The organism is Budvicia aquatica DSM 5075 = ATCC 35567, assembly GCF_000427805.1.
GTDB classification, from domain to species: domain Bacteria; phylum Pseudomonadota; class Gammaproteobacteria; order Enterobacterales; family Enterobacteriaceae; genus Budvicia; species Budvicia aquatica.
Genome location: NZ_KE386588.1, coordinates 236,672 through 261,443, shown reverse-complemented (window position 1 = coordinate 261,443; position 24,772 = coordinate 236,672). Strand labels below are relative to the sequence as shown.

20 protein-coding genes are annotated in these 24,772 nt (G+C 45.3%); 17 read left to right on the top strand and 3 right to left on the bottom strand.

Annotated elements, in window-relative coordinates; genetic code table 11:
* Positions 1-172: 172 nt before the first annotated feature.
* The gene (gene mltF / locus YWE_RS0125030) at positions 173-1,648 is read right to left on the bottom strand and encodes a membrane-bound lytic murein transglycosylase MltF (RefSeq protein ID WP_029096907.1); all 1,476 of its coding nucleotides are present in this window, start codon (positions 1,646-1,648) and stop codon (positions 173-175) included.
* 333 nt (positions 1,649-1,981) lie between these two features.
* Here mltF and purL point away from each other — a divergent pair, with 333 nt between their 5' ends.
* The 7 genes from purL (at position 1,982) to YWE_RS0124995 (ending at position 14,216) form a co-directional block, all read left to right on the top strand.
* The gene (gene purL / locus YWE_RS0125025; RefSeq protein ID WP_029096906.1) at positions 1,982-5,872 is read left to right on the top strand and encodes a phosphoribosylformylglycinamidine synthase; all 3,891 of its coding nucleotides are present in this window, start codon (positions 1,982-1,984) and stop codon (positions 5,870-5,872) included.
* Positions 5,873-6,866: 994 nt separating this feature from the next.
* Positions 6,867-8,291: a sensor histidine kinase gene (locus tag YWE_RS0125020; RefSeq protein ID WP_029096905.1), complete on the top strand. Its 1,425-nt coding sequence runs from the start codon at positions 6,867-6,869 to the stop codon at positions 8,289-8,291.
* Between the two features lie 75 nt (positions 8,292-8,366).
* Positions 8,367-9,254: a two-component system QseEF-associated lipoprotein QseG gene (gene qseG / locus YWE_RS28665; RefSeq protein ID WP_051323574.1), complete on the top strand. Its 888-nt coding sequence runs from the start codon at positions 8,367-8,369 to the stop codon at positions 9,252-9,254.
* 24 nt (positions 9,255-9,278) lie between these two features.
* The gene (gene glrR, locus YWE_RS0125010; protein ID WP_029096904.1) at positions 9,279-10,616 is read left to right on the top strand and encodes a two-component system response regulator GlrR; all 1,338 of its coding nucleotides are present in this window, start codon (positions 9,279-9,281) and stop codon (positions 10,614-10,616) included.
* A 77-nt stretch (positions 10,617-10,693) separates the two neighbouring features.
* Complete coding sequence (locus YWE_RS0125005; RefSeq protein WP_029096903.1) at positions 10,694-12,316, top strand: NAD+ synthase; 1,623 nt, start codon at positions 10,694-10,696, stop codon at positions 12,314-12,316.
* 12 nt (positions 12,317-12,328) lie between these two features.
* Entirely contained in the window at positions 12,329-12,667 is a 339-nt protein-coding gene (gene glnB, locus YWE_RS0125000; RefSeq protein ID WP_029096902.1) for a nitrogen regulatory protein P-II, read from the top strand.
* Between the two features lie 160 nt (positions 12,668-12,827).
* Positions 12,828-14,216, top strand: a complete 1,389-nt coding sequence (locus YWE_RS0124995) for a hypothetical protein (RefSeq protein ID WP_029096901.1) — start codon at positions 12,828-12,830, stop codon at positions 14,214-14,216.
* Positions 14,217-14,271: 55 nt separating this feature from the next.
* On the opposite strand, the gene hmpA is transcribed toward YWE_RS0124995, so the two are convergent.
* Positions 14,272-15,462, bottom strand: a complete 1,191-nt coding sequence (hmpA, locus tag YWE_RS0124990; protein ID WP_029096900.1) for an NO-inducible flavohemoprotein — start codon at positions 15,460-15,462, stop codon at positions 14,272-14,274.
* A 238-nt stretch (positions 15,463-15,700) separates the two neighbouring features.
* Between hmpA and glyA the strand changes: the two genes are divergently transcribed.
* The 5 genes from glyA to YWE_RS0124965 all read left to right on the top strand — a co-directional run bounded on the left by glyA (position 15,701) and on the right by YWE_RS0124965 (position 20,219).
* Positions 15,701-16,954, top strand: a complete 1,254-nt coding sequence (glyA, locus tag YWE_RS0124985) for a serine hydroxymethyltransferase (protein ID WP_029096899.1) — start codon at positions 15,701-15,703, stop codon at positions 16,952-16,954.
* Positions 16,955-17,315: 361 nt separating this feature from the next.
* Positions 17,316-17,690 (top strand): rhodanese-like domain-containing protein, encoded by a 375-nt coding sequence (locus YWE_RS0124980; protein WP_029096898.1) that lies wholly within the window; start codon positions 17,316-17,318, stop codon positions 17,688-17,690.
* Positions 17,691-17,834: 144 nt separating this feature from the next.
* Positions 17,835-18,461: a DUF1007 family protein gene (locus YWE_RS0124975; protein WP_051323573.1), complete on the top strand. Its 627-nt coding sequence runs from the start codon at positions 17,835-17,837 to the stop codon at positions 18,459-18,461.
* On the top strand, positions 18,452-19,453 hold the full coding sequence (locus tag YWE_RS0124970; protein ID WP_029096896.1) for a nickel/cobalt transporter: 1,002 nt from the start codon (positions 18,452-18,454) through the stop codon (positions 19,451-19,453). The genes YWE_RS0124975 and YWE_RS0124970 overlap by 10 nt, the downstream gene beginning before the upstream one ends.
* 40 nt (positions 19,454-19,493) lie before the next feature.
* Positions 19,494-20,219, top strand: coding sequence for a glycerophosphodiester phosphodiesterase family protein (locus YWE_RS0124965; RefSeq protein ID WP_029096895.1), 726 nt, complete (start codon positions 19,494-19,496; stop codon positions 20,217-20,219).
* Positions 20,220-20,301: 82 nt separating this feature from the next.
* Here the strand turns inward: YWE_RS0124965 and suhB are convergent, their stop codons facing one another.
* On the bottom strand, positions 20,302-21,105 hold the full coding sequence (gene suhB / locus YWE_RS0124960) for an inositol-1-monophosphatase (RefSeq protein WP_029096894.1): 804 nt from the start codon (positions 21,103-21,105) through the stop codon (positions 20,302-20,304).
* A 132-nt stretch (positions 21,106-21,237) separates the two neighbouring features.
* Between suhB and trmJ the strand changes: the two genes are divergently transcribed.
* The 5 genes from trmJ (at position 21,238) to iscA (ending at position 24,766) form a co-directional block, all read left to right on the top strand.
* Positions 21,238-22,011, top strand: a complete 774-nt coding sequence (trmJ, locus tag YWE_RS0124955) for a tRNA (cytosine(32)/uridine(32)-2'-O)-methyltransferase TrmJ (RefSeq protein ID WP_029096893.1) — start codon at positions 21,238-21,240, stop codon at positions 22,009-22,011.
* A gap of 199 nt (positions 22,012-22,210) precedes the next feature.
* The gene (gene iscR / locus YWE_RS0124950; RefSeq protein ID WP_029096892.1) at positions 22,211-22,714 is read left to right on the top strand and encodes a Fe-S cluster assembly transcriptional regulator IscR; all 504 of its coding nucleotides are present in this window, start codon (positions 22,211-22,213) and stop codon (positions 22,712-22,714) included.
* A 48-nt stretch (positions 22,715-22,762) separates the two neighbouring features.
* Positions 22,763-23,977: an IscS subfamily cysteine desulfurase gene (locus tag YWE_RS0124945; RefSeq protein ID WP_029096891.1), complete on the top strand. Its 1,215-nt coding sequence runs from the start codon at positions 22,763-22,765 to the stop codon at positions 23,975-23,977.
* A gap of 54 nt (positions 23,978-24,031) precedes the next feature.
* Positions 24,032-24,418, top strand: coding sequence for a Fe-S cluster assembly scaffold IscU (gene iscU / locus YWE_RS0124940; RefSeq protein WP_029096890.1), 387 nt, complete (start codon positions 24,032-24,034; stop codon positions 24,416-24,418).
* A 24-nt stretch (positions 24,419-24,442) separates the two neighbouring features.
* On the top strand, positions 24,443-24,766 hold the full coding sequence (gene iscA / locus YWE_RS0124935) for an iron-sulfur cluster assembly protein IscA (RefSeq protein ID WP_029096889.1): 324 nt from the start codon (positions 24,443-24,445) through the stop codon (positions 24,764-24,766).
* Positions 24,767-24,772 lie beyond the last annotated feature (6 nt).

The following is a 24,772-nucleotide window of genomic DNA, read 5'->3' as shown; positions in this document are numbered from 1 at the left end:
GCCAAGTTTGGCCAGCCCGAAAACCTGTTTAGCCCATGAATAGCAGTCAGAAAGTAACATTTTAAAATCAAGAATGAGAGGAAATATAAAGAAAGATCAACAGACAGAGAAAAAGTTCAAAAAAATCCCCAACGAATAGGTCGGGGACTTGTGTATAAGAGACAGGCCTAATTTAGGGGGTTGTAGCCTTTAACTGGCTAAGTTTAACGGCAGGGTAAGACGAGCCCATTTCAGTTTCTTGTGCTGCCGCTAAGAGGGTATTAGCCATTTGGCTCTCCTTCTTTTGCAGATATCCGATCAGGCTGATCCGATAACGGCGAATATTTTCAACAAACTGATAGGCCTGATGGCCGCGAGCATAGCCATAGCGAGTTTTACTGTAGTATTGCTTTTGACTCAGCATCTTCAGTCTTTTTTTAACATCAGCCCAACTGTCCGGATTTGCTCCCTGCTGAGCGGTGAGACTACGTGCGTCAAGCATGTGGGCATATCCCATATTGTAGGCAACCAGCGCAAACCATATTCGGTCATCTTCAGGCACAGTTTTTGGTATCTTCTCAATAAGCTGCTGGAGGTAAGTAATCCCGCCTTTGATACTCTGCTCCGGATCAAGACGATCGGTCACTCCCAATGATTCTGCAGTATTACGCGTCAACATCATGATCCCGCGTACGCCGGTTGGCGAGGTTGCCAGCGGATCCCAATGTGACTCTTGGTAGGCAATTGCCGCAGCGAGCCGCCAGTCAATTTTAGTTGCATACTTTTCAAAGTGGGGCTGAAGTCCCGGGAGGACATTATCAATCGCATCCAAGAACGTTTTTGTATCGACATAGTCGAATTCGCCAACGTGTCCCAGATACTTTTCTTCCAGCTTAGCCAGCGTACCGTCTTCAATAATTTGGTTGAAGAAATCGAGCATGGCGGCATTTAGACTATTGTCATCGCTATTTCTGACATACCACATCACCGGTTCTTCCTCTGTTATATCAAAGGCAACGGCAAGATTCGGGTAAACCCGTTGGAGAATAGCAATAGTGACAGAGTCTGCGATGGTGTAATCGAGTTCACCGTCAGCAACTTGCTTAAGTAATTCAATCGATGAACTGGTTGATGATGAATTCCATGCCAATTCCGGATACTTGCTCTTTTTAAGCTGATGGAGCGTTGAAATACTGGCTGCACCGGTTACTACGGTTAGCTGGCCTTTTAAATTCTCCAACGATTTTGGCTTAGGCGTGTTTTGCCGGTAAACCAACTGCTGGGATACCGAGTAATAAGCAGGACCTGTGCTGTACTCTTTCATTCGATCGGGGTTGTATATCAACCCGGCAGCTAAAATATCTGCTTGTTGATTTTCAAGTTCAGGGAAAAGGTTAGTAATGTTATGTTTGGTCTCAACATTAAGCTTAACGCCTAGGTATTCGGCAAAGAGTTTAGCCAGTTCGTAGTCTAAACCTCCGGGTCCGTTACTACCTTTGTAATAATATGGGGTCGCATTGAGCGTCGCGACATTCAGTACGCCACGGGCTTGAATTTTTTGAATCTGAGACTCCTCGTTACTATGCCAGTGGAACATGGGCCACAGTGCTAAAGTCACGAGTAAGGTCACGACACCAATAAACAGATAACCGATCTTTAGTGGTTTCAAATAATTTTCTCTATAGGTGGAATTTTTGCTGAATACGGCCAGAACGAATATTTGTATCGATACAAACTGCTCTGGTATGAATTATCCCGTACAGCTGTTTATCTATTGATATTAAATGAAATTATCTATCTATTTGTCGCTAAGGAATCGATGAACTTAAATGCTAATGACGCATTTTGCTCAACTCAGTGCGACTTGGCAAACACTATGTATTCAGGATGAGATTCCTGCTTCAAAAAATAATAGCTACGCAAACGGTTTCGTCATTGTGATTGATTCTCTATAATGGCGGCAGTTTTCCTTCGCTCAGCCTTAGACTAGAGACAATCTACTATGGAAATTTTGCGCGGTTCCCCAGCTTTATCCGCTTTTCGTATCACTAAACTATTATCACTTTGTGAAGAAGCCCAACTTCCGGTTAGTGATATTTACGCTGAATATGTTCATTTTGCTGACCTGACTGCTCCACTATCCAGTGATGAAACTATAAAGCTGGAGCGTTTACTTCAATACGGTCCCTCCTTGGCCGGGCATCAACCGGAAGGTCGCTTATTATTGATTACACCAAGACCGGGCACCATTTCTCCATGGTCATCTAAAGCGACGGATATCGCACATAACTGTGGTTTAGTGCAGGTTGAGCGCCTTGAGCGTGGAATCGCCTATTACATTCAATCTGACACCCTGTCCCAAGCCCAGTGGTTTACGCTGTCCGGGTTACTACATGATCGTATGATGGAGTCGGTGTTTACTGATTTCAATCAGGCCGAAGCCCTTTTTTCTCATCATCAGCCAGCACCACTGGTTGAAATCGATATTTTAACCAATGGCCGTCAAGCATTAGACAGTGCCAACCTAAAGCTGGGATTAGCTTTAGCGCCGGATGAGATTGATTACTTATTGCAAGCCTTTAACCGTCTGGGTCGGAATCCGACGGATATTGAGTTGTACATGTTTGCTCAGGCCAATTCAGAACACTGCCGCCATAAAATTTTCAACGCCGACTGGATTATTGATGGTAAAACTCAAACTAAGTCATTATTTAAGATGATTAAAAATACGTTTGAGCAAACGCCTGATTATGTTTTATCGGCATATAAAGATAATGCGGCAGTAATGGAAGGGTCAGAGGTCGGCCGATTCTTTGCCCAACCGGCCTCAGGTATTTATGATTACCATCAGGAAGCAGCACATATTCTGATGAAGGTAGAAACGCATAACCATCCGACAGCTATTTCACCTTGGCCGGGGGCTGCAACCGGTTCCGGCGGTGAAATTCGCGATGAAGGTGCTACCGGACGGGGAGCCAAACCGAAGGCGGGTCTGGTTGGTTTTTCGGTTTCTAACCTGCGTATTCCCGGTTTTGAACAACCTTGGGAACAAAACTTCGGTAAGCCTGAACGCATTGTAACGGCTCTGGATATTATGACAGAAGGGCCTTTAGGCGGAGCTGCGTTTAACAACGAGTTTGGTCGCCCGGCAATTCTGGGTTATTTCCGTACTTATGAAGAAAAAGTCTCCAGCCACAATGGTCAGGAACTGCGCGGTTATCATAAGCCAATTATGTTAGCGGGTGGAATTGGCAACATTCGAGCCGATCACGTTCAGAAAGGCGAAATTGTCGTCGGCGCTAAGTTGATCGTACTGGGCGGACCATCGATGAATATAGGCCTCGGCGGCGGAGCTGCTTCATCGATGGCCTCTGGGCAGTCTGATGCCGATCTGGATTTTGCATCCGTTCAGCGGGATAACCCTGAGATGGAACGACGCTGTCAGGAAGTTATCGACCGCTGTTGGCAAATGGGTCATAACAACCCGATTCTATTTATTCATGACGTTGGCGCCGGTGGTTTATCAAATGCGATGCCTGAATTAGTCAGCGATGGCGGGCGCGGTGGCAAGTTTGAACTGCGTGATATCCTTAATGACGAACCCGGTATGAGCCCGCTGGAAGTTTGGTGTAACGAATCTCAGGAGCGCTATGTACTGGCTGTCTCTGCGGATCAACTGCCTTTATTTGATGCAATTTGCCAACGTGAACGGGCACCTTACGCTGTCATTGGTGAAGCAACCGAAGAACTCCAGTTGACCATGAATGACAGCCATTTTGACAATAAGCCGATTGATTTACCTCTCGATGTCTTATTGGGCAAAACGCCAAAAATGGTACGGGATGTAAAAACACTCAAGACAAATGGACATGGGTTAGACCGCTCGGCTATTACCCTTGAAGATGCTGTTCATCGGGTCTTCCATTTGCCAGCGGTGGCAGAGAAAACCTTCCTAATCACCATTGGCGATCGTTCAGTAACCGGTATGGTTGCCAGAGATCAAATGGTCGGGCCGTGGCAAATTCCGGTTGCTGACTGTGCGGTAACGACGGCCAGCTACGATAGCTATTATGGCGAAGCTATGTCTCTGGGAGAAAGGTCACCCGTTGCATTATTGGATTTCGCCGCATCGGCCCGTCTGGCCGTAGGTGAAGCGCTAACGAATATTGCGGCAACGCAGATTGGTGAGCTTAAGCGTATTAAACTCTCTGCTAACTGGATGTCGGCTGCCGGGCACCCGGGAGAAGATGCCGGTTTGTATGAAGCCGTCCGGGCGGTCGGTGAAGAGCTTTGCCCTGCGTTAGGGATTACTATTCCGGTAGGTAAAGATTCCATGTCGATGAAAACCCGCTGGCAGCAGGATGATAAAACCGTTGAGATGACATCTCCTCTATCGTTGGTCATTACGGCATTTGCTCGAATAGAAGATGTTCGGGCGATGGTAACGCCACAGTTACGTACAGACAAAGGTGATAATGCACTACTGCTTATCGATCTTGGCGAAGGGCGTAATGGCTTGGGTGCAACAGCGCTGGCTCAGGTTTATCGCCAGCTGGGTGAGAAGCCTGCAGATGTTCATGATGCTGATAAACTGGCCGGTTTCTTCAATGCGATTCAGAGATTAGTTGCAGAGCGTGCCTTGCTGGCTTACCACGATAAGTCTGACGGTGGATTAATCGTGACTTTGGCTGAGATGGCTTTTGCCGGTCACTGTGGTCTGGATATCAATCTTAAATCGCTAGATGATGATATGCTATCGGTGTTGTTTAACGAGGAATTAGGCGCAGTTATTCAGGTTACTCAGGATAAGCTTGAGCACGTTAAGCAATGCTTAGCTGAATTTGGCTTAGCAGATTGCGTCCATCATATTGGCCAAGCGGTTAGCGGAGACGATATTTGTCTCCGTCATGGTAATCACCTTGTGTATCAGCAAAGCCGACAAACGCTGAGAATGTGGTGGGCTGAGACTACGTGGCAGATGCAACGTTTACGCGATAATCCGGCATGTGCTGATTCAGAACATCAGTCTAAGCAGAATATCCAAGATCCGGGTCTGAACGTCAGTTTAACCTTCGATCCTAATGAAGATATTGCGGCACCTTATGTTCTCACGCAGGCCCGCCCGCGTTTAGCGGTACTGCGTGAGCAAGGGGTTAACTCACACGTTGAAATGGCGGCCGCATTCCATCGTGCCGGTTTTGAGCCGGTAGATGTTCATATGAGCGATTTGCTGGGTGGTGCGCTTTCACTGGACGGCTTCCATACTCTGGTCGCCTGTGGTGGTTTCTCTTATGGTGATGTCTTGGGGGCCGGTGAAGGGTGGGCTAAATCTATTTTGTTTAACGATCGGGTCAGAGACCAGTTTGAAACCTTCTTTAACCGACCGGACACGTTGTCTTTAGGCGTCTGTAACGGTTGTCAGATGATGTCTAATTTGAGTGAACTGATTCCGGGAGCTGAATACTGGCCGCGCTTTGTTCGCAATCTGTCAGACCGTTTTGAAGCTCGCTTTAGCCTGGTTGAAGTTGCCAATAGTCCGTCATTATTCCTAAATGATATGGCAGGATCGCGATTACCGATAGTGGTCTCACACGGAGAAGGGCGAGTGGAAGTCCGTGACGCACAGCATTTATCCGCGCTGGAACGGTCAGGTCTGATTGCTTTACGCTATGTTGATAACTTCGGCAAGGTCACTGAAAATTATCCGGCCAATCCGAATGGTTCTCCAAATGGAATTACTGCGGTGACCAATAATGACGGCCGTATTACCGTAATGATGCCTCATCCTGAGAGGGTGTTTCGGACCGTCAGTAATTCATGGCATCCGGAGGAGTGGGGCGAAGATAGTCCGTGGATGAGACTGTTCCGCAATGCGCGTAAACAGCTAGGCTAAATTCACCGATGGCGTTTTAGCTATTGAAGTAAAAACAAAATCAAAGTGAAAACATAAAAAGGTGACGAAAGTTGCCTTTTTTAATACTTTGATTTTATAGGTATTTTAATTTTATGTTGGGAAATACAGACAATGCGGGTATTCGGGTGTCTCAAAAGAGAGACATTTAATTCATTGATTTATATTGTAAAAATAACATCAGTCAAAGTATGTCGGTATTTGGAGACAAAAAGGCTATCGTTAAGCCGGTCTGGTTAACTCAATCAGTGGGATAACGAAGTGATAATTATATTAATTCATATATATCATATAGTTATTTGATTCACCTAAAACTTGGCACGCCATGTGCATTAAGTAGTTCGTCGCTCATTCAACTATTTATGTCAGAGCAGTGAAAACTGAACTACATAAGCCTCCGAATGATGCCAAAGCCATGGTACCTATCGTCTACGACACCGATATCAACTGCTTTAAGCAGCTTATCAAACATCAGACGACACGTTGAGTGAGGTGCCAGCCTGTGTCTAGCTACGATGAACAGTGTTTCATCAATAATTGACACATTTGGATGTTATTCGTCAAGTCTACCGATGATTGGCTTAGCCTTCATCAACCAGAAGACGAAAAAATAAGGACATCCACGTATTCCTCCCGAAGGGTGTGAAAGCATTCTTCGGGAACACCAATTACAGATAAACGATATTCGTTAAGCACTTACCATTTATTGGATAAGTGCTTTTTTTTGCGTTTAAAACCGATAGGTTAACCCGTGCCGGACAAATCCTTGGTTAAATAAGTGAATAAATCTATTTTCTTACGTAAAGGTCGGTTAGCATCTATATCCGTCATACTTCAAGTTGCATGTGTGTTGGCTACATTCATTCACCCCGGTCACTTACTTTAGTCAGCGCCTAGGGATTCATTCACTTGCAGCCTCCCTGCAACTCGAATTATTTTGGGTATAACAAGAGCGATTTATTGTGAGAGCGTTGCGTTGAAAAAGTTTAGCCGTTTTCCTCATTCCCTGCGTCAATTAGTATTACTGGCTTTCTTGCTGGTGCTGCTGCCCTTATTGATTCTGGCCTATCAGGCATATAAAAGTTTGGATTTGCTCAGCGAACAAGCCGCTGAGATCAACGGAACGACTCTGAAAGATGCTCAGCGCAGTGAGGCAATGACCAACTTAGCGCTAAGCATGGAGCGGAGTTATCGGCAATATTGCGTACTGGGTGATAAAACGCTGGAAAAACTTTATCTCAACCAGCGTCAGCAATATGCCGAAATGCTGAACGTTCATGCGGCTATTTTGCCCGATGAAAAATATTATAAAATGTTGCATGAACAGCTGGCCGGGCTATCTGCGATTAGCTGCAAAAATAGCGGGCCGGATGATAATTCATCACTTTTATTGGAGGCTTTCTCCAAATCAAATACCGAGATGGTTCAGGCCACCAGAACGGTTATATTTACCCGCGGTGAAAAGCTTCAGCAGGCGATAGCCGATAAAGGTTATTTTTTCGGCCAGCAAGCGTTATTGCTATTTTTACTCAGTATTTTCTTGGTATTTCTGTTCACCCGAATGATTATCGGCCCGGTTAAAGCGGTGGAGCGTATGATCAATCGGTTAGGTGAAGGGAAGTCATTAAGTCATATTTCTCTGTTTAAAGGCCCGCGTGAAATTCAGTCTTTGGCTCAACGAATTCTCTGGCTAAGCGAGCGTTTATCGTGGCTGGAGTCACAGCGCCATGAATTTTTACGTCATATCTCTCATGAACTTAAAACACCGCTCGCCAGTATGAGAGAAGGTACTGAATTATTGGCCGATCAGGTTGTTGGTCCGTTAACCGAAGACCAAAAAGAAGTGGTCGAGATTCTTGATAAGAGCAGTCGTCATCTACAGCAGCTAATTGAACAGCTACTGGACTATAATCGTAATCAGTCTGACTCACTGACAGAAAAAGAGCATATCGATCTCGAAGAATTAGTTTCTGCCGTCGTTTCAGCCCACAGTCTGCCTGCCAGAGCTAAATCGATGCGTACTGAGTGCCAACTGGCTAAAGACCATTGTTGGGCAGAATCTGTGCTATTAATGCGCGTTCTTGATAATCTCTACTCCAATGCGGTGCACTATGGTGAGGAATCCGGTACCATTTGGATCATGAGTCGTCAGGTTGGACAATCTATTCAAATCGACGTAGCCAATACCGGTGATGAAATTCTGCCGCAGGAAAAAGCGATGCTTTTTGAGCCCTTTTATCAGGGTAGTCGCCAGCGAAAAGGCGCGGTGAAAGGGAGCGGATTGGGGCTGAGTATTGCTCGCGATTGTATTCGTCAAATGGATGGTGAGTTAGTGCTAGTCGATGTTGATTACGCTAACGTGTGTTTCCGAATTGAATTACCGTTAACTGCTGAGAAGTAATGCATAATGCGAAAAAGGTCTATACAACACAATTCAGACAGCAGATTAAAATTAACCACAGTGGCGGTGTCCTCTGTGTCGAGTAAGCTTAAGGCCGTTCTGGCACTGGCTTCAGTGTTAGCTATACCGGTTATGTTAGCTGGCTGTAGTAATCAAACGTTAAGTAATAGCCTGTCTGGTTCCATAAAAACCGAAGCGCCGGATCGTAAGATCAGTGATTATTCCCGCGTTAGCTGTGACAGCGCTATTTGGCAGAATCAAAACGATGACACTAATGCCAATTCGCTATACTGGCTGAGACTGATGAGCTGCGTTCAAACATTGACGCCGCCAGTCGCTCGAATTCAGTCCTATGGCTATGAAGTGGTCAAATGGGATCGCGCGTTTAAACGCGCCATTTTGTTGGCCCGAACTGAGCCAACCAGCAGTGAACGCCGAAAATCTCTGGAGCAGCTAAAGAGCTTCAGAGGTGTTTATCCGGATAACGTCTATCCGTTGATTCAGCTATGGAGCGATGAACAGACCCTTGAGTTAGCGCTGTTTGATGAGCGGCTTCGTTCCCAGCGATTAAAAGAAAGTAGTGATGCGCTGCTTGGCTCTTTACAAGAGCAGCATCAGGAACTGAAGCACCAGTTGAACGAGACAACCCGTAAGTTGGAGAACCTGACGAATATTGAGCGCCAGCTCTCTTCGCGTAAAACGCCTCAGACTGAAGCTTCTCATAGCGAGGCTATCGAAAATCCGAAGCCGGATGCGGCAACTGAGCCGTCAGTTACTCCTCCAGCAGAAAAAACAGAGCCGCCTAAAGCGCCTGTACCCCCTGAAGTGCCTGAGAAAAGTGCAGTAAAGGAAGAGGTTAAATCACCAACCCCGAAAACGGCAGGTGAGCAGCCGGTAACCTCTCAACCTGCGGCTACTTCTCCGGTACCAGCTAAGCCAGATACACCGCCACAAAAACAATAAGCCTCTATAAGGAGCTTGGGTGATATGACACAGCGTAAGCCAGCAAATTTATTATTGGTCGATGACGATCCCAGTTTATTAAAGCTTTTAGGGATGCGCCTGACCAGCGAAGGCTTCAATGTCACAACCGCCGAAAACGGACAAGAAGCTTTACGTCGTTTGGCCCGCGACCCGATTGATCTGGTCATCAGTGATTTACGTATGGATGAAATGGACGGCATGGCGCTGTTTGCTGAAATTCAAAAACGCCAGCCGGGAATGCCGGTGATTATTCTTACCGCCCATGGCTCAATTCCTGATGCGGTCGCCGCAACTCAGCAGGGCGTATTCAGCTTCCTGACCAAGCCGGTTGATCGTGATGCTTTATATAAAGCGATCGATGAAGCACTGATTCTTAAAATCCCGGCGGGTGATGATAGCTGGCGGGAGCAAATAGTTACCCGTAGTCCGATTATGCTCCGCTTATTGGAGCAGGCTAAAATGGTGGCACAGTCTGACGTCAGCGTTTTGATTAATGGTTTGAGCGGAACCGGCAAAGAAGTACTGGCTAATGCGATTCACCACGCCAGCCCGAGAGGAAATAAACCTTTTATCGCCATTAACTGCGGCGCTTTGCCTGAACAGTTACTGGAATCGGAGCTGTTTGGTCATGCTAAAGGGGCTTTTACCGGCGCCGTCAGCAGTCGTGATGGCCTGTTTCAGGCGGCGACCGGCGGTACGCTATTTTTAGATGAAATAGGCGATATGCCTTTGGCCCTTCAGGTCAAATTGCTGAGAGTATTACAGGAGCGTAAGGTTCGCCCGCTGGGAAGTAATAAAGATCTGGATATTGATGTGCGCATTATTTCCGCGACGCACCGTGATTTGCCGAAAGCAATGGCTAAAGGTGAGTTTCGTGAAGATCTCTATTATCGCTTAAACGTAGTAAACCTTAAAATACCGGCATTGAATGAACGGGCTGAAGATATTCCGTTATTAGCCGACCACTTATTACGTGAGTCAGCTAAGCGTCATAAGCCATTTGTTCGCAGTTTTTCTACCGATGCCATGAAACGTTTAATGGCCGCAAGTTGGCCGGGCAACGTTCGTCAACTGGTTAACGTAATTGAACAGTGTGTCGCCTTAACCAGTACGCCAGTCATTAATGAATCACTGGTTGAGCAGGCCCTTGAAGGTGAGAATACGGCATTGCCTACTTTTGCTGAAGCCCGTAATCAATTTGAACTGGTTTATCTGCGTAAGCTGCTGCAAATGACCAAAGGAAATGTGACTCACGCCGCTAGAATGGCCGGGCGCAACAGAACCGAATTCTACAAATTACTGTCGCGTCATGAACTGGATGCGAATGATTTTAAAGAGTAGAACTTAATCTTTTTTAATCCGGACGAGAGTCATCTATACTTTCGTCTTTGTAATCAGATAGCGAACAGTGAATTGATATGAGCAGAGCTCTCTCTATCGCATTAGCGCAGTTAAATTGGCTGGTGGGTGATATCGAAGGTAACGCCCAGCGGATGTTGCATACTATTAATGAGCAACAGCAAGCAGGTGCAGATATTGTGATGTTTTCTGAGTTGGCCCTTACCGGGTATCCACCAGAGGATTTACTTTACCGCGACGATCTTTATCAGCGCTGTGATGAGCAGCTAGCCAGGTTACAGGCAGCCTCCTCCGATATTGCTATTATTGTCGGCCATCCTTTTAAGCAAAGTGGCCAGATATATAACGCGCTATCCTTATTTTGGCAGGGAAATCTGGTTACCCGTTATTATAAACAGCAGTTGCCTAATTACGGCGTATTTGATGAGAAACGCTATTTCAACGCCGATAATAAAACCCGCTTTATTGAGTTTAAGGGATACCGATTAGGGCTACTGATTTGTGAAGACCTCTGGTTTAACGGGCCTGTAGATGAACTCAAAGCGGCCAATGTGGATATGATTCTGTCGATTAATGCTTCTCCTTATAATCGTGAAAAGCCATATATCCGTAACCAGTTACTGTCTGAACATTGCCGTCGTACCGGATTGCCATTGATATATTTAAATCAGGTTGGTGGTCAGGATGAGCTGATTTTTGACGGCTGCTCCAAAGTTTTTGATGCCTCTGGCGATATGACTCACCGTTTGGCTGCTTTTCAGGAACAGATCTTACAGGTAAAATTTAATAATACTTGGATCGAACCGATGCCAGACCTTGCACCTCAGGCTTGCGATCTGTCATTGATTTATGATGCGCTGGTTTTAGCCGTTCGCGACTACGTCACCAAGAATGGATTCAAAGGCGTCATCCTTGGCCTTTCCGGTGGTATTGATTCAGCCTTAACGCTGGCTATCGCCGTTGATGCTTTAGGCAAAGATAAAGTTCAGGCCGTGATGATGCCTTTCCGCTATACCGCTGAAATGAGTATTCACGATGCGAGGGAAGAGGCGGAGATCTTAGGTGTCGAGTTCGATATTATCTCTATAGAGCCAATATTTGATGCCTTTATGACTCAGCTAGCCCCGATGTTTGTTGATACTAAGCGAGATACCACCGAGGAGAACTTACAGGCTCGTTGCCGTGGCGTTATCCTGATGGGTCTATCAAATAAACGCGGTAGCCTTGTTTTGACAACCGGAAATAAAAGCGAAATAGCCGTAGGGTATTCTACACTTTATGGAGATATGGCCGGTGGTTTTGATGTATTAAAAGATGTGCCAAAAACGCTGGTGTTTAAGCTGTCTGAGTACCGAAATACCCGCTCTTATGTTATTCCACAGCGGGTTATTGACCGTCCACCGTCAGCTGAGCTGGCTCCTGACCAGCGGGATGATGATAGTCTTCCTCCTTACCCTGTTCTGGATAAGATTTTGGATGGCTATGTCGAACATGATATGTCGGTAGAACAGCTGGTTGCCGAAGGATTTGACGAGACTATTGTTCGCAAAGTGATTCGCTTGGTCGATATTAATGAGTATAAGCGTCGTCAGGCTCCTGTAGGCCCGCGCATAACAGCGCGTAATTTTGGCAAAGATCGGCGTTATCCGATCACCTCTGGCTTTGGCCGTAAAAACTGGTAAGGATTTGCTGTTATGAAAAAGATTGACGCTATCATCAAACCATTCAAATTAGATGACGTCCGGGAAGCGCTGGCAGAGGTTGGTATTACCGGTATGACAGTGACCGAAGTCAAAGGTTTCGGGCGCCAGAAAGGGCATACGGAGCTGTACCGCGGAGCCGAGTACATGGTGGATTTTCTACCAAAGGTAAAAATTGAAATTGTCGTCGCAGATGACATTGTCGATACCTGTGTCGAAACAATTATGAATCGGGCTCAGACCGGGAAAATCGGTGACGGTAAAATTTTTGTTTTTGACGTTGCCAGAGTTGTCAGAATTCGTACCGGCGAGCAGGACGAAGACGCAATCTAACGTATTTATTTATCGGGTAATTTATTTAATTGCCCGATAAATCGTGACCTTTTGTAAAATAGGGTTTTACTGACTTCTTACGCTATCTTATCAATACCTTGCCTGTATTCATGCTAATGTCTTGTTGCTTCTGCCAATTTTTAATTAACAGGACGTTATCATGTATCGATTATCTTTTTTTATCCTGATTATTTCATTGCTCTCCGGCTGTGCTATTCAGCAAGCTGAAAATGCTTATAAAAGTGGTAATTATCAAGAAACAGTTTCCATCATTGCAGACTATCTGGATAAGAAAGGGACCCTGCCTAACGAGAGCGATTCTGAAAGCATGTTTTCAATGGTGAACAATATTGTTATTCGCTATGAGAATAAGATTGCTACCGCTTCTGATGGGGACTATGGCACTAAAATATCTGCCTATGACAATTTATTATCGATGCGCAAGCGCTTAAATAATCGGTTCTACGATAATCATATTCGCTTTCTTACCGGAAAGTACTCGATTGAACAACTGAATAAAAATATCGCTGAGCAATACTATCTTAAAGGTAAAAGCATTAAGCCAAGCGGTAAGGATAGCCACTTAGCCATTGCTAAGGCATTTTCTTCCGGTGCTGAATATTATGACTACCAAGATATTAAACAACTAAGAGATAGCCATTATAAAAAATACGCGACGCTCAATGCTGATGATTTTTACCAACGTGGATTAGCTGCGGTAAAAACTCAGGATTATGCTTCAGCAGCAACGGCATTTTTCTCTGCTGAAGAAGCTTATAGGCAATACGGGAGTTATAAAAACAGTAGCAGCTTAGCGGTTAAATATGACAAGCAGGATAAAAAACAGTTATCAGATCAACACTATAAAGATGCGGTAGCTCTGAGTCGTACGGCAACCTCAAAATATGATTATCGCAGAGTGGCTGATAAGTATGCTGATGCTTATAAAGCGTATGCCAAATATGGGCAGGTTAACGATGCTCAGCTACAAATGAATAACTACAAAAATAAGGGACAGATTCGAGTTTATATTGCGGCTGATTCAGGTCTGCAATCTAAAGTAGAAAAAGAGCTCCGCTATACGTTTATTGATTTCACTAGCTCCGCCGCATCTGCTGACGTGGTAATCAATTTATCAATCGACTCTGATTATAAAAAAGAACATGAGAAACGCCGTACTGAAGCCTTAAGCGAAAACATTGTTGTCAGCCATGAAATGGTTAAAAATGATAAAGGCGAGTTAGAAAAGAAAAATGTCTATAAAGAATATAAATTCAACCGCAAAGAGATTGAAAATCGAAACCGCCTAGATCTTAGTGCCCGGCTAAACGTTTCCGGCGCATTTTCTTATCAGAATAACTATCAAGAAAAGGCCTCGTCCTACTACACTGAATTCAGCTATTCGGGGGATGTGCCGAAAAAATATAAGGATTATTCTGAAGGGCGCTGGAAATCAGAAGATCAACTCTATGATGAGGCTAATTCAGATGTGTGGAGAAAGATAAAAAAAGATATTGCGATTGTCTATGACCGAATTACTGATATTTAGCTATGGCTATGGTGCCACCATGGATAGCCGTGGTGGCATCTTTTACGAATTAAGATTAAACAATTTTATGCGGGCCGAAGCACTCATAGTGTAACTGCTCGGTTTTTACTCCACGCTGAGTAAGCTGCTTGGCAATATATTGCATAAACGCAACCGGCCCACAGAAATAATACTGCATATCCCGGCTAAATAGACGGTGCTCCGACATATCAAGCTGCATCAATCCCTGATGATGATAGTCAATGCCGGCAATATCATCTGAGTTGGGTTGGTTATACCAAACCTGTTGGCGCACGTTAGCCATAGCATCAGTAATCTCTGTGACTTCATTACGGAATGCGGCAGCCGCGCCGTTTTCTGCCGCGTGCAGCCAGTAAATATTCCCCTGATGATTTTGTGCTTTTAGCGTATTTAACATGCCTAACATCGGGGTTAGCCCTACGCCGGCCGAGATCAAAGCTACCGATACTTCCGGTTTTACATCAATAAAGAAATCTCCGTATGGCGGTGCCAGGCTCAGAATGTCACCTTCCTGAATAACATTATGCAGGTAGTTCGACGCCTTACCTTGATCCTCTCGCTTTACGGCAATTCGATAAGTTTTACCATTTGGTGAGCGGGTTAGTGAGTATTGACGAATTTCTTGATTTTCCAACTGCTCACCTTGCAGATAGACAGCAATATATTGGCCGGCAGCATAATCGACAACAGGCTTATTATCGACCGGAGCCAGTTCAAAGCTGGTGATAACATCACTTTCTTTTTGTTTTTTAACGATGCGAAATTCTCTTAGTCCTTTCCAACCCCCCTGTTCATCAGCGGTTTGCTGGTAGATCTGGGCTTCTCGTTGAATAAACACGTTGGCCAATACCTGATAGGCTTTACCCCAGGCTTCAATGACTTCTGTGCCCGGATGCAGTAATTCATCAATGGTCGCCAACAAGTGATGACCTACAATATTGTATTGCTCTGGCTGAATATTAAAGCTGGCATGTTTTTGTGCAATACGTTCAACGGCAGGGAGTATTGCCGACAGGTTTTCAATATTTGAAGCATAGGCACAAATAGCACCAAATAATGCTTCTCGCTGAGCCCCGCTTTGCTGGTGGCTTAGGTTAAAAATATCTTTTAGTTCAGGATTATGTTTGAACATTCGCTCATAAAAGTAACCGGTTAATTTAGGTCCGGTTTCAACCAGAACAGGGATTGTAGATTTAACAATAGCGATAGTTTGGCTGTCTAACATGGGTGTTCCTCAATATTTTAGCTATGCATTAAGCTGTATTTAAAATGCATCTTATTATTGATTTATATCAATGTAAAATATTTTTAAATGGCTTTCAGCGGCTACCTTGAATATGCAATCGTTTGCGTAAAAACCTTCATTTGGGTCTATTTAACAAGATGAAAACATATTACACTGGAACCACGTTGCACTTAGTTGCACCTTTTGCCAGTTGAATTAGCTTATTCAGGAGATGCGGATGTTAAAGCGAGAAATGAACATTGCCGATTATGATGCCGAGTTATGGCAGGCCATACAAAAAGAGAATGTTCGCCAAGAAGAGCATATCGAATTGATTGCTTCTGAAAACTACACCAGCCCGCGTGTTATGCAGGCACAGGGTACCCAGTTAACCAATAAATATGCAGAAGGGTATCCGGGCAAGCGCTATTACGGTGGCTGTGAATACGTAGATATCGTAGAACAACTGGCTATCGACCGCGCAAAAGAGCTGTTTGGGGCTGATTATGCCAACGTACAGCCACATTCAGGTTCTCAGGCTAACGCCGCTGTTTACATGGCTCTGCTGAACCCGGGCGATAAAGTGCTGGGTATGAATCTGGCCCATGGCGGTCACTTAACTCACGGTTCACCGGTTAACTTCTCCGGTAAATTGTATGACATCGTCCCTTACGGTATCGATGAAAGCGGCAAGATTGACTACGCCGATCTGGCAGCTCAAGCGCAAGCACATAAACCAAAAATGATTATCGGTGGCTTCTCTGCCTATTCAGGCGTGGTTGACTGGGCCAAAATGCGTGAAATCGCAGACAGCATCGGAGCATATCTATTTGTCGATATGGCCCACGTTGCGGGTTTAGTTGCTGCCGGTGTTTATCCTAACCCGGTTCCCCATGCTCACGTGGTGACCACGACGACGCACAAAACTCTGGCTGGCCCGCGCGGTGGACTGATTTTAGCCAACGGCGGTGATGAAGATCTGTATAAGAAACTGAATTCAGCGGTGTTCCCCGGTGGCCAAGGTGGCCCATTGATGCATGTGATTGCGGGTAAAGCCGTTGCATTAAAAGAAGCCATGGAGCCAGAGTTTAAAACTTATCAACAATTAGTTGCCAAGAACGCCAAGGCAATGGTTGAAGTATTTCAATCTCGTGGATATAAAATTGTCTCCGGTGGTACTGAAAACCACCTGATGCTGCTGGACCTGGTTGATAAAGATATCACCGGTAAAGATGCTGATGCAGCACTAGGCAGAGCTAATATTACGGTAAATAAAAACAGCGTACCTAACGATCCAAGAAGCCCGTTTGTGACTTCAGGCGTACGTATTGGTACGCCGGCCGTCACCCGCCGTGGTTTCAAAGATGCTGAAGTTCGTGAACTTGCCGGCTGGATTTGTGACATTCTTGACAACATGGGCGATGAAGCAACAATCGAACGCATCAAAGCCAAAGTTCTGGATGTTTGCGCCCGTTACCCGGTTTACGCATAATATTGGCAGCTTATAGGCTCATTTTCATATATACCCGTCATACTTCAAGTTACTTGGCTGGTGACTAGAATTATTTTGGGTATAGTGTGAAATGTGACTTAATAAAACAGGCGTTATATTTATACATATGGCGCCTGTTTTTTTTAGCTGTACCCGTCATACTTCAAGCTGCATCTTTGCAGGTTGCGCCCGGTCACCCGAATCACTTCTCTGAGTAAGTGATTCGGGACAACATGGTCTATTCATTGGCTTTGCCTCGATAAGGCCGCTGCAAGCAGCGATGCAACTCGAACTATTTTGGCTATAAAATTGGTTTGAATCTGATGAGAAGCGATAACTTCTGATAATAAAGGTGAATTTAATGAAGAAGCATAATCCTGGTTTTGAACAACTATGTGAAGCGGCTCGTAAGAATGTAGATGAAATTAGTATCGGGCAGGTTAAGGCGATGATTGATTCAGGTACCGCTCCTCTGGTGCTCGATGTCAGAGAAGAAAGTGAGTGGAATAAAGACCATATCCCGGGTGCTCAGCACTTAGGGCGAGGCGTATTAGAACGAGATATCGAAACCCGAGTTCCTGATAAAACAACGCCAATTATCCTCTATTGCGGTGGTGGTTACCGTTCGGCGCTGGCAGCAGAAAGCATCCAAAAAATGGGGTATAGCCAAGTGTTATCAATGGACGGCGGCTATCGTGCATGGAATGAAGCAAACTACCCGCTAGATAAACAATAATTAGCCGTGATAGTTTATACCCGTCATCCTTCAAGTTGTTTGGGTGTTGGCTGCGCTCGTTCGCACCTGTCACATAGTGGGCGATGCTCCTGCCGACTCTCGAACTTGCCGGCTTCAAGCAACTTGAATTATTTAGGGTATAGAATGATCAGAATACTGGCGTTGATATTGAGCATGATAAGCCCGTTTGTCTGGGCCCACCCTCATAGTTTTATTGATTTAGACTCCAGTTTAGTCACTGAGAATCAGACAATCACGGGCATCAACATGGTCTGGTCGATGGATGAAATGACTTCGGCTGAATTATTACACGATGCCTCTCTGGCAAAAGATAGCCCGGCCATATGGCAATCTATGGCGGATGAGCTTATCGCCAATGCTGCTATTCAGAACTATTTCACCGAGATGCGCTCGGGCGGACAGCCGGTTGAATTCGGCAAAAAACCGGAAAAATATGCCCTATCCCGAAAGGGAAACAAAGCTATTCTGAGCTTTGTGCTACCGCTGGAAAAACCGGTATCGCTGGTCAATAATGTCATTACTATCTCTACTTATGAGCAGAGTTATTACGTCGATATGAGCTATGTAGAAGATGATAATTTCCGGCTGCCGGCTGATATTGCCGCTAGCTGTAGTGTTAGTATCGATACACCGAAACCTGACGCCTCATTGTTGGACTATGCCCAGTCTCTGGATAAAGATGATGCGCCTGAAGAGGATATGGCACTGGGAAGTCAGTTTGCTCAAACCGTGACGATTACATGCAAATAACCCATTCAGACAAAAATCAGAAAAAACAGAGCAATCAGAGTTTATGGCCGCTCTATGTCTGTTTGGTGGTATTGCTACTGTTAGGCGGGGTGATTTGGCTAAAGTGGCCGGATCTAGTATTACAAAGCGCTCTCTGGCAGAAGTCCCTTCATCAGCAACTGGTAGGATTATTACAGGAAGTTAAAACACATCCTCTGGAAACTGGCGCCATGCTGATGGCGTTCAGTTTTGTCTATGGCGTACTTCATTCAGCAGGACCCGGGCACGGTAAAATTATTATTACCGCCTATCTGGCAACCCACCCGTTAAAACTTCGCAATAGCCTGTTACTGACCATTGCAGCATCAATGGTGCAGGGCATCGTAGCGATTGTATTGGTGACGACGGTTACTTATATATTGCAGCTCTCTTCACGCTCTTTACACCAAAGTAGCTTCTGGATGGAAAAGGGGAGCTATTTATTCATTGTGCTAATTGGTGGAATTATCAGTTACCGGGCTTTGCGTAATCTGATGGCGACGTCAAAGGCCAACAGAATTAACATTCGCTCTCTGACGCCCATTGATGCAGAACATGTGCACAGCGCTGATTGTGGCTGCGGGCATCGGCATCTTCCTACCGAGAATGAGCTTTCAGCCGGCGGTGGATGGAAAACCAACCTGGCCATTATTTTTTCTATTGGTTTACGCCCGTGCTCCGGTGCAATATTAGTGCTGTTATTCTCAAAAGTGATTGATGCCTATTACTGGGGCATGGCTTCAGCTATGGTAATGGCAGTTGGAACTGCAACTACGATTTCATTATTAGCTCTACTGGTCCATTTTTCTCGCCGTCTGGCCGAACGTCTGACGGTAACCAGAGGCCGCAAATTATGGGGGCGAGTCGCGATATATTCTCTCTCATTTACAGGTGGTGTGTTGCTCATTCTGGCTGGAATGATTCTTTACTATGCGGCTTCTCCCGCGGCTATGGGTGGTATCCGTATTTTTTAGATTCTTAATAGTCGTTATTATTAAATAATAAGGATGCGTTATGAGAACTATCTATGCCCATCGCGGCATGTCTTCACTGGCTCCTGAAAATACACTCTCGGCTTTTAAACTCTGTGCCGATTACCGTGTTGGTTGGTTTGAGTGTGATATCGATATTCTGCACGACGGTACCATTGTCGTTTCCCATGACTCAACGCTGGATCGCTGTACTAACCGTTCCGGCCTGCTATTTGATATAAATAAACAAGACCTCGCTGATATTGATGCCGGTAGCTGGTTTAGTCACGATTATTTGGAAGAACCCATACCGACCTTAGATCAACTGATTGAGGTCATGAATCGCTATAAGCTGAATGCCAATATTGAAATCAAATCTTGTGAGTCTAACGTTCAGGCTAGCCGTGATTTACTCGATGGGCTGAACGCGGCGCTAGAACAGCTTGCTCCTGAACGTGAATATATTATCTCTAGCTTTAACCCCATTCTTCTAGCCGAATTTAAAAAAATCCGACCTGAAGCCCCAATCGCTTGCCTGTTTGAAAATCAGACTTTAAATGATGACTGGCATGTGATTATGGAGTGGACCGGGGCGCAATATATCCATCCGCAAAACGATGGATTAACTCGCGAACAGGTCAAAATGTTTAAGGATCGAGGGTATAAAGTCAATGTCTGGACGGTGAACGCCAAAGATAGGGCTAATGAGCTGTTTAACTGGGGAGTCGATGGGATTTTTACTGATTTTGCCCAGAATTTTTCACGCTAGGTGCTTGGTCGATCTTTTGCCTTTGAGGATTAAGAGGCTTATCGGGCAATAACACTATATTTATTGCCCGATAATAAAATGATTAACGCTTAAGTGCATCACTCAGTTCGTCACGCATGGTGGAAAGCAGCGCTTTCACTACCCGCGGGTTTCCTGCAACGATGTTGCCAGAAACATACGAATTATGGCCGCCAACAAAGTCAGTCACAATACCACCAGACTCGCGAACCAGTAACTCTCCGGCAGCAAAATCCCAAGGTTTCAGACCAATCTCAAAAAAGCCGTCAACGCGAGAAGAGGCGACGTATGCCAGATCTAACGCAGCTGAACCGGTGCGACGGAAGTCGGCGCATTGAGTAAATAATTTACCCACAATATTGATATAGGTTGCTGAGTGTTGCTTCAGTTTGAACGGGAAACCCGTAGCAAGAATAGTACCGGAAAGATCTTTAGCATTTGAACCGCGCAGGCGGTAACCGTTTAGTTGAGCACCCTGACCGCGGGTAGAGGTAAAGAGTTCATTGCGCATTGGGTCATAAACAACGGCAACTTCGGTACGGCCTTTAACGCGAACGGCGATAGAGACACAAAAATGTGGAAGGCGTCTGATGAAATTGGTGGTGCCATCTAGTGGATCGATAATCCATTGAACGTCCGGATCTTCTCCGGCCATTTCACCGCGTTCCTCGCTGATGATGGTGTGTTGAGGGTAAGCTTTGCGAATCACTTCAATAATTAAATGTTCAGCTTCGCGATCAACGTTAGTAACGAAATCGTTGTCACCTTTTTGGCTTGCTTCAACGGCGTCAGGTGTTTCATAAAACTTGGCGATCAGGTTACCGGCCTTGCGCGCAGCGCGTACGGCTATGTTCAGCATAGGATGCATGGGTATCTTCCACTAAATGTTAAAGAACAGGAGAAACTTAAAACGGCGCAAAGTATACCAGAGGATCGGCAAAATACATAGGCTGTGTTACCATTCTTCTCCACAACTTTTAGCGCGCAGAATTTTGTTCCTATGTCAGAGCTTACGTCACAGATAATCACCGGATTAGACAATATCCGCATTGTTTTGGTTGAAACTTCTCATACCGGCAATATGGGCTCTACTGCCCGGGCCATGAAAACCATGGGACTGACCAACTTATATTTAGTTAATCCATTAGTCCGGCCGGACTCTCAGGCTATTGCCCTCGCCGCGGGCGCCAGCGATATTATTGGTAAGGCTTCAATTGTCGATACGCTGGATGAAGCCTTAGTTGGCTGTCGCTTGGTGGTAGGTACCAGTGCCCGATCGCGAACCTTACAATGGCCAATGTTGGAACCGCGTGAGTGTGGAGTCAAAATGACCCAAGAAGCCGCTCAGGCGCCGGTTGCTTTAGTCTTTGGCCGTGAGCGTGTCGGTTTAACCAATGACGAGCTACAGAAATGTCATTATCACGTCGCTATTCCGGCTAACCCTGATTACAGTTCGCTAAACTTAGCAATGGCAGTACAAATTCTAGCTTATGAAATTCGGGTGGCGTGGCTTGACCAACAGGCTAATCATGCTGAACCACAGCCGACTGAAGCAGAGGTTTATCCCTTAGCGGAGGATCTTGAACGTTTCTATCAGCATCTGGAAACTGTATTGCTTGATATCGGTTTTATTCGAGCTTCCCATCCGGGACAGGTGATGAATAAACTTCGCCGTTTAATTAACCGTTCTCGGCCCGAAAGTCAGGAAATTAATATCCTGCGGGGGATTTTGAGTGCGATTGATAATCCGGATGACAGAAATAGGCATAAATAATACCCTTTAACGCCTTTTCAATTGTTACAATACGCGCGACAATAGCGACCACACATTGTTTTCAGTCGTTCTAGCCCATTGTTGTTGCGTGTTTTAGTCATCGAAATAATACCTGACTAAAATAGTCAACTAAATAGTTGACTGAAATAGTTGGGAATGCCAAACTATCTGCATATTCACTAACAGATGGGCATTATCAATGAGACTGACTTCAAAGGGTCGCTATGCAGTAACCGCCATGTTGGACGTGGCTTTACATTCTCAAGAAGGACCTGTCCCCTTAGCTGATATTTCCGAACGTCAGGGGATTTCTTTGTCGTATCTTGAGCAATTGTTTTCCCGTTTGCGTAAAAATGGGTTAGTCAGTAGCGTGCGCGGGCCCGGCGGTGGTTATCTGTTGGGAAGAAATCCTGCTGAAATTGCAGTAGGTTCTGTAATTAGTGCAGTAGACGAATCAGTAGATGCTACTCGTTGTATGGGGCGCGGTGGATGCCAAAGCGGCACCCGTTGTTTAACCCATACGTTGTGGCACGATCTCAGCGAGCGGATCAGTAGCTTCCTCAATGATATTACTCTGGCTGAGCTGGTAAAAAATCAAGAAATACTCGATGTTGCTGACCGTCAAAATAATGATACTCAAGGTTCAGCAACCAGTTCTCATCGTCTATTCGATGAAGCGAAAAAAATCAATCTGCGCGCTTAATCGCCAGTGATTATTTGCATTATTTTGAAGTAATGTACGGAGCAAAGAATGAAATTACCTATCTACCTAGACTACTCTGCAACAACTCCGGTCGATCCGCGTGTTGCTGAGAAGATGATGCAGTACTTAACCCTTGATGGCATCTTCGGCAATCCGGCTTCCCGGTCCCACCGTTTTGGCTGGCAGGCTGAAGAGGCTGTTGATATTGCCCGTAATCAAATTGCTGATTTGGTTGGCGCAGATCCGCGTGAAATTGTTTTTACTTCTGGTGCCACAGAGGCTGATAACCTAGGTATTAAAGGCGCAGCTAACTTTTATCAGAAGAAAGGTAAGCACATCATTACCAGCAAAACCGAGCATAAAGCGGTTCTGGATACCTGTCGCCAGTTAGAGCGCGAAGGTTATGAAGTGACTTATTTAGCGCCACAGGCTAATGGCATCATTGACCTGAAAGAGCTTGAAGCGGCGATGCGTGAAGACACCTCGGTGGTTTCTATCATGCACGTAAATAATGAAATCGGTGTGGTTCAGGATATCGCGACTATCGGTGAAATGTGCCGTAGCCGTGGCATTATCTTCCATGTTGATGCGACACAAAGCGTCGGTAAATTACCGATCGATCTGTCTCAGCTTAAAGTCGATTTAATGTCTTTCTCTGCACATAAAATTTATGGTCCTAAAGGTATCGGTGCTCTGTACGTTCGCCGTAAACCTCGTATCAGAATTGAAGCTCAAATGCACGGTGGCGGCCACGAACGTGGTATGCGTTCAGGTACGCTACCTGTACACCAAATTGTTGGTATGGGCGAAGCTTATCGTATTGCTAAAGAAGATATGGACTCCGATATGGCCCGTATCCGTGGGTTGCGCGATCGCCTGTGGAACGGTCTGAAAGATATTGAAGAGACTCATTTGAACGGCTGCCTTGAGCAAGGCGTTTCTAACATCCTCAACGTTAGTTTTAACTACGTTGAAGGTGAATCTTTAATTATGGCACTGAAAGATTTAGCCGTTTCTTCAGGTTCAGCCTGTACTTCTGCCAGCTTAGAGCCGTCTTATGTTTTACGCGCTTTGGGAATGAGTGATGAATTGGCTCATAGCTCGATCCGTTTCTCTTTGGGTCGCTTTACCACAGAAGAAGAAATTGACTACACAATTGATTTAGTTAAGAGATCAATTGGCCGTTTGCGTGATTTGTCTCCTCTTTGGGATATGTTTAAGCAGGGTGTAGATATCAGCACCATCGAGTGGTCTCACCATTAATTGACTTAATATCGCGTCATTATCGGTGGCGCGGTCAAAAGCAGGAGTAATATCATGGCTTACAGTGACAAAGTAATAGAGCACTACGAGAATCCACGTAACGTGGGCTCTTTTGATAATGAAGATCCTACCGTTGGTAGCGGTATGGTTGGCGCACCCGCTTGTGGTGACGTAATGAAATTGCAGATTAAAGTTAACGATGCAGGTATTATTGAAGATGCGCGTTTCAAAACTTATGGCTGTGGTTCAGCAATTGCTTCCAGTTCGCTGGTAACCGAGTGGGTTAAAGGCAAATCACTGGATCAGGCTGGTGCCATCAAGAATACTGAAATTGCGGAAGAGCTGGCATTGCCACCGGTTAAAATCCACTGCTCTATTCTGGCAGAAGATGCAATTAAGGCAGCTATCGCGGACTATAAAAATAAGCATAGCAGCAAATAAGAACTAAAAAATTGAGGTTTGGTTATGGCGATTACCATGAGCGACAGCGCAGCGCAGCGTGTTCAGACTTTTTTAACTAACCGGGGAAAAGGCGTCGGCCTTCGCCTTGGGGTAAGAACGTCGGGCTGCTCCGGAATGGCTTACGTTCTTGAGTTTGTTGACGAATTATTCGATGAAGATACGGTATTCGAAGACAAAGGCGTTAAGGTAATTGTTGATGCAAAAAGTCTGGTTTATCTGGACGGCACCGAGCTTGATTTTGTTAAAGAAGGCCTGAACGAAGGGTTTAAATTTAATAACCCGAACATTTCTAGTGAATGTGGTTGTGGCGAAAGTTTTAACGTCTAGTCTGCT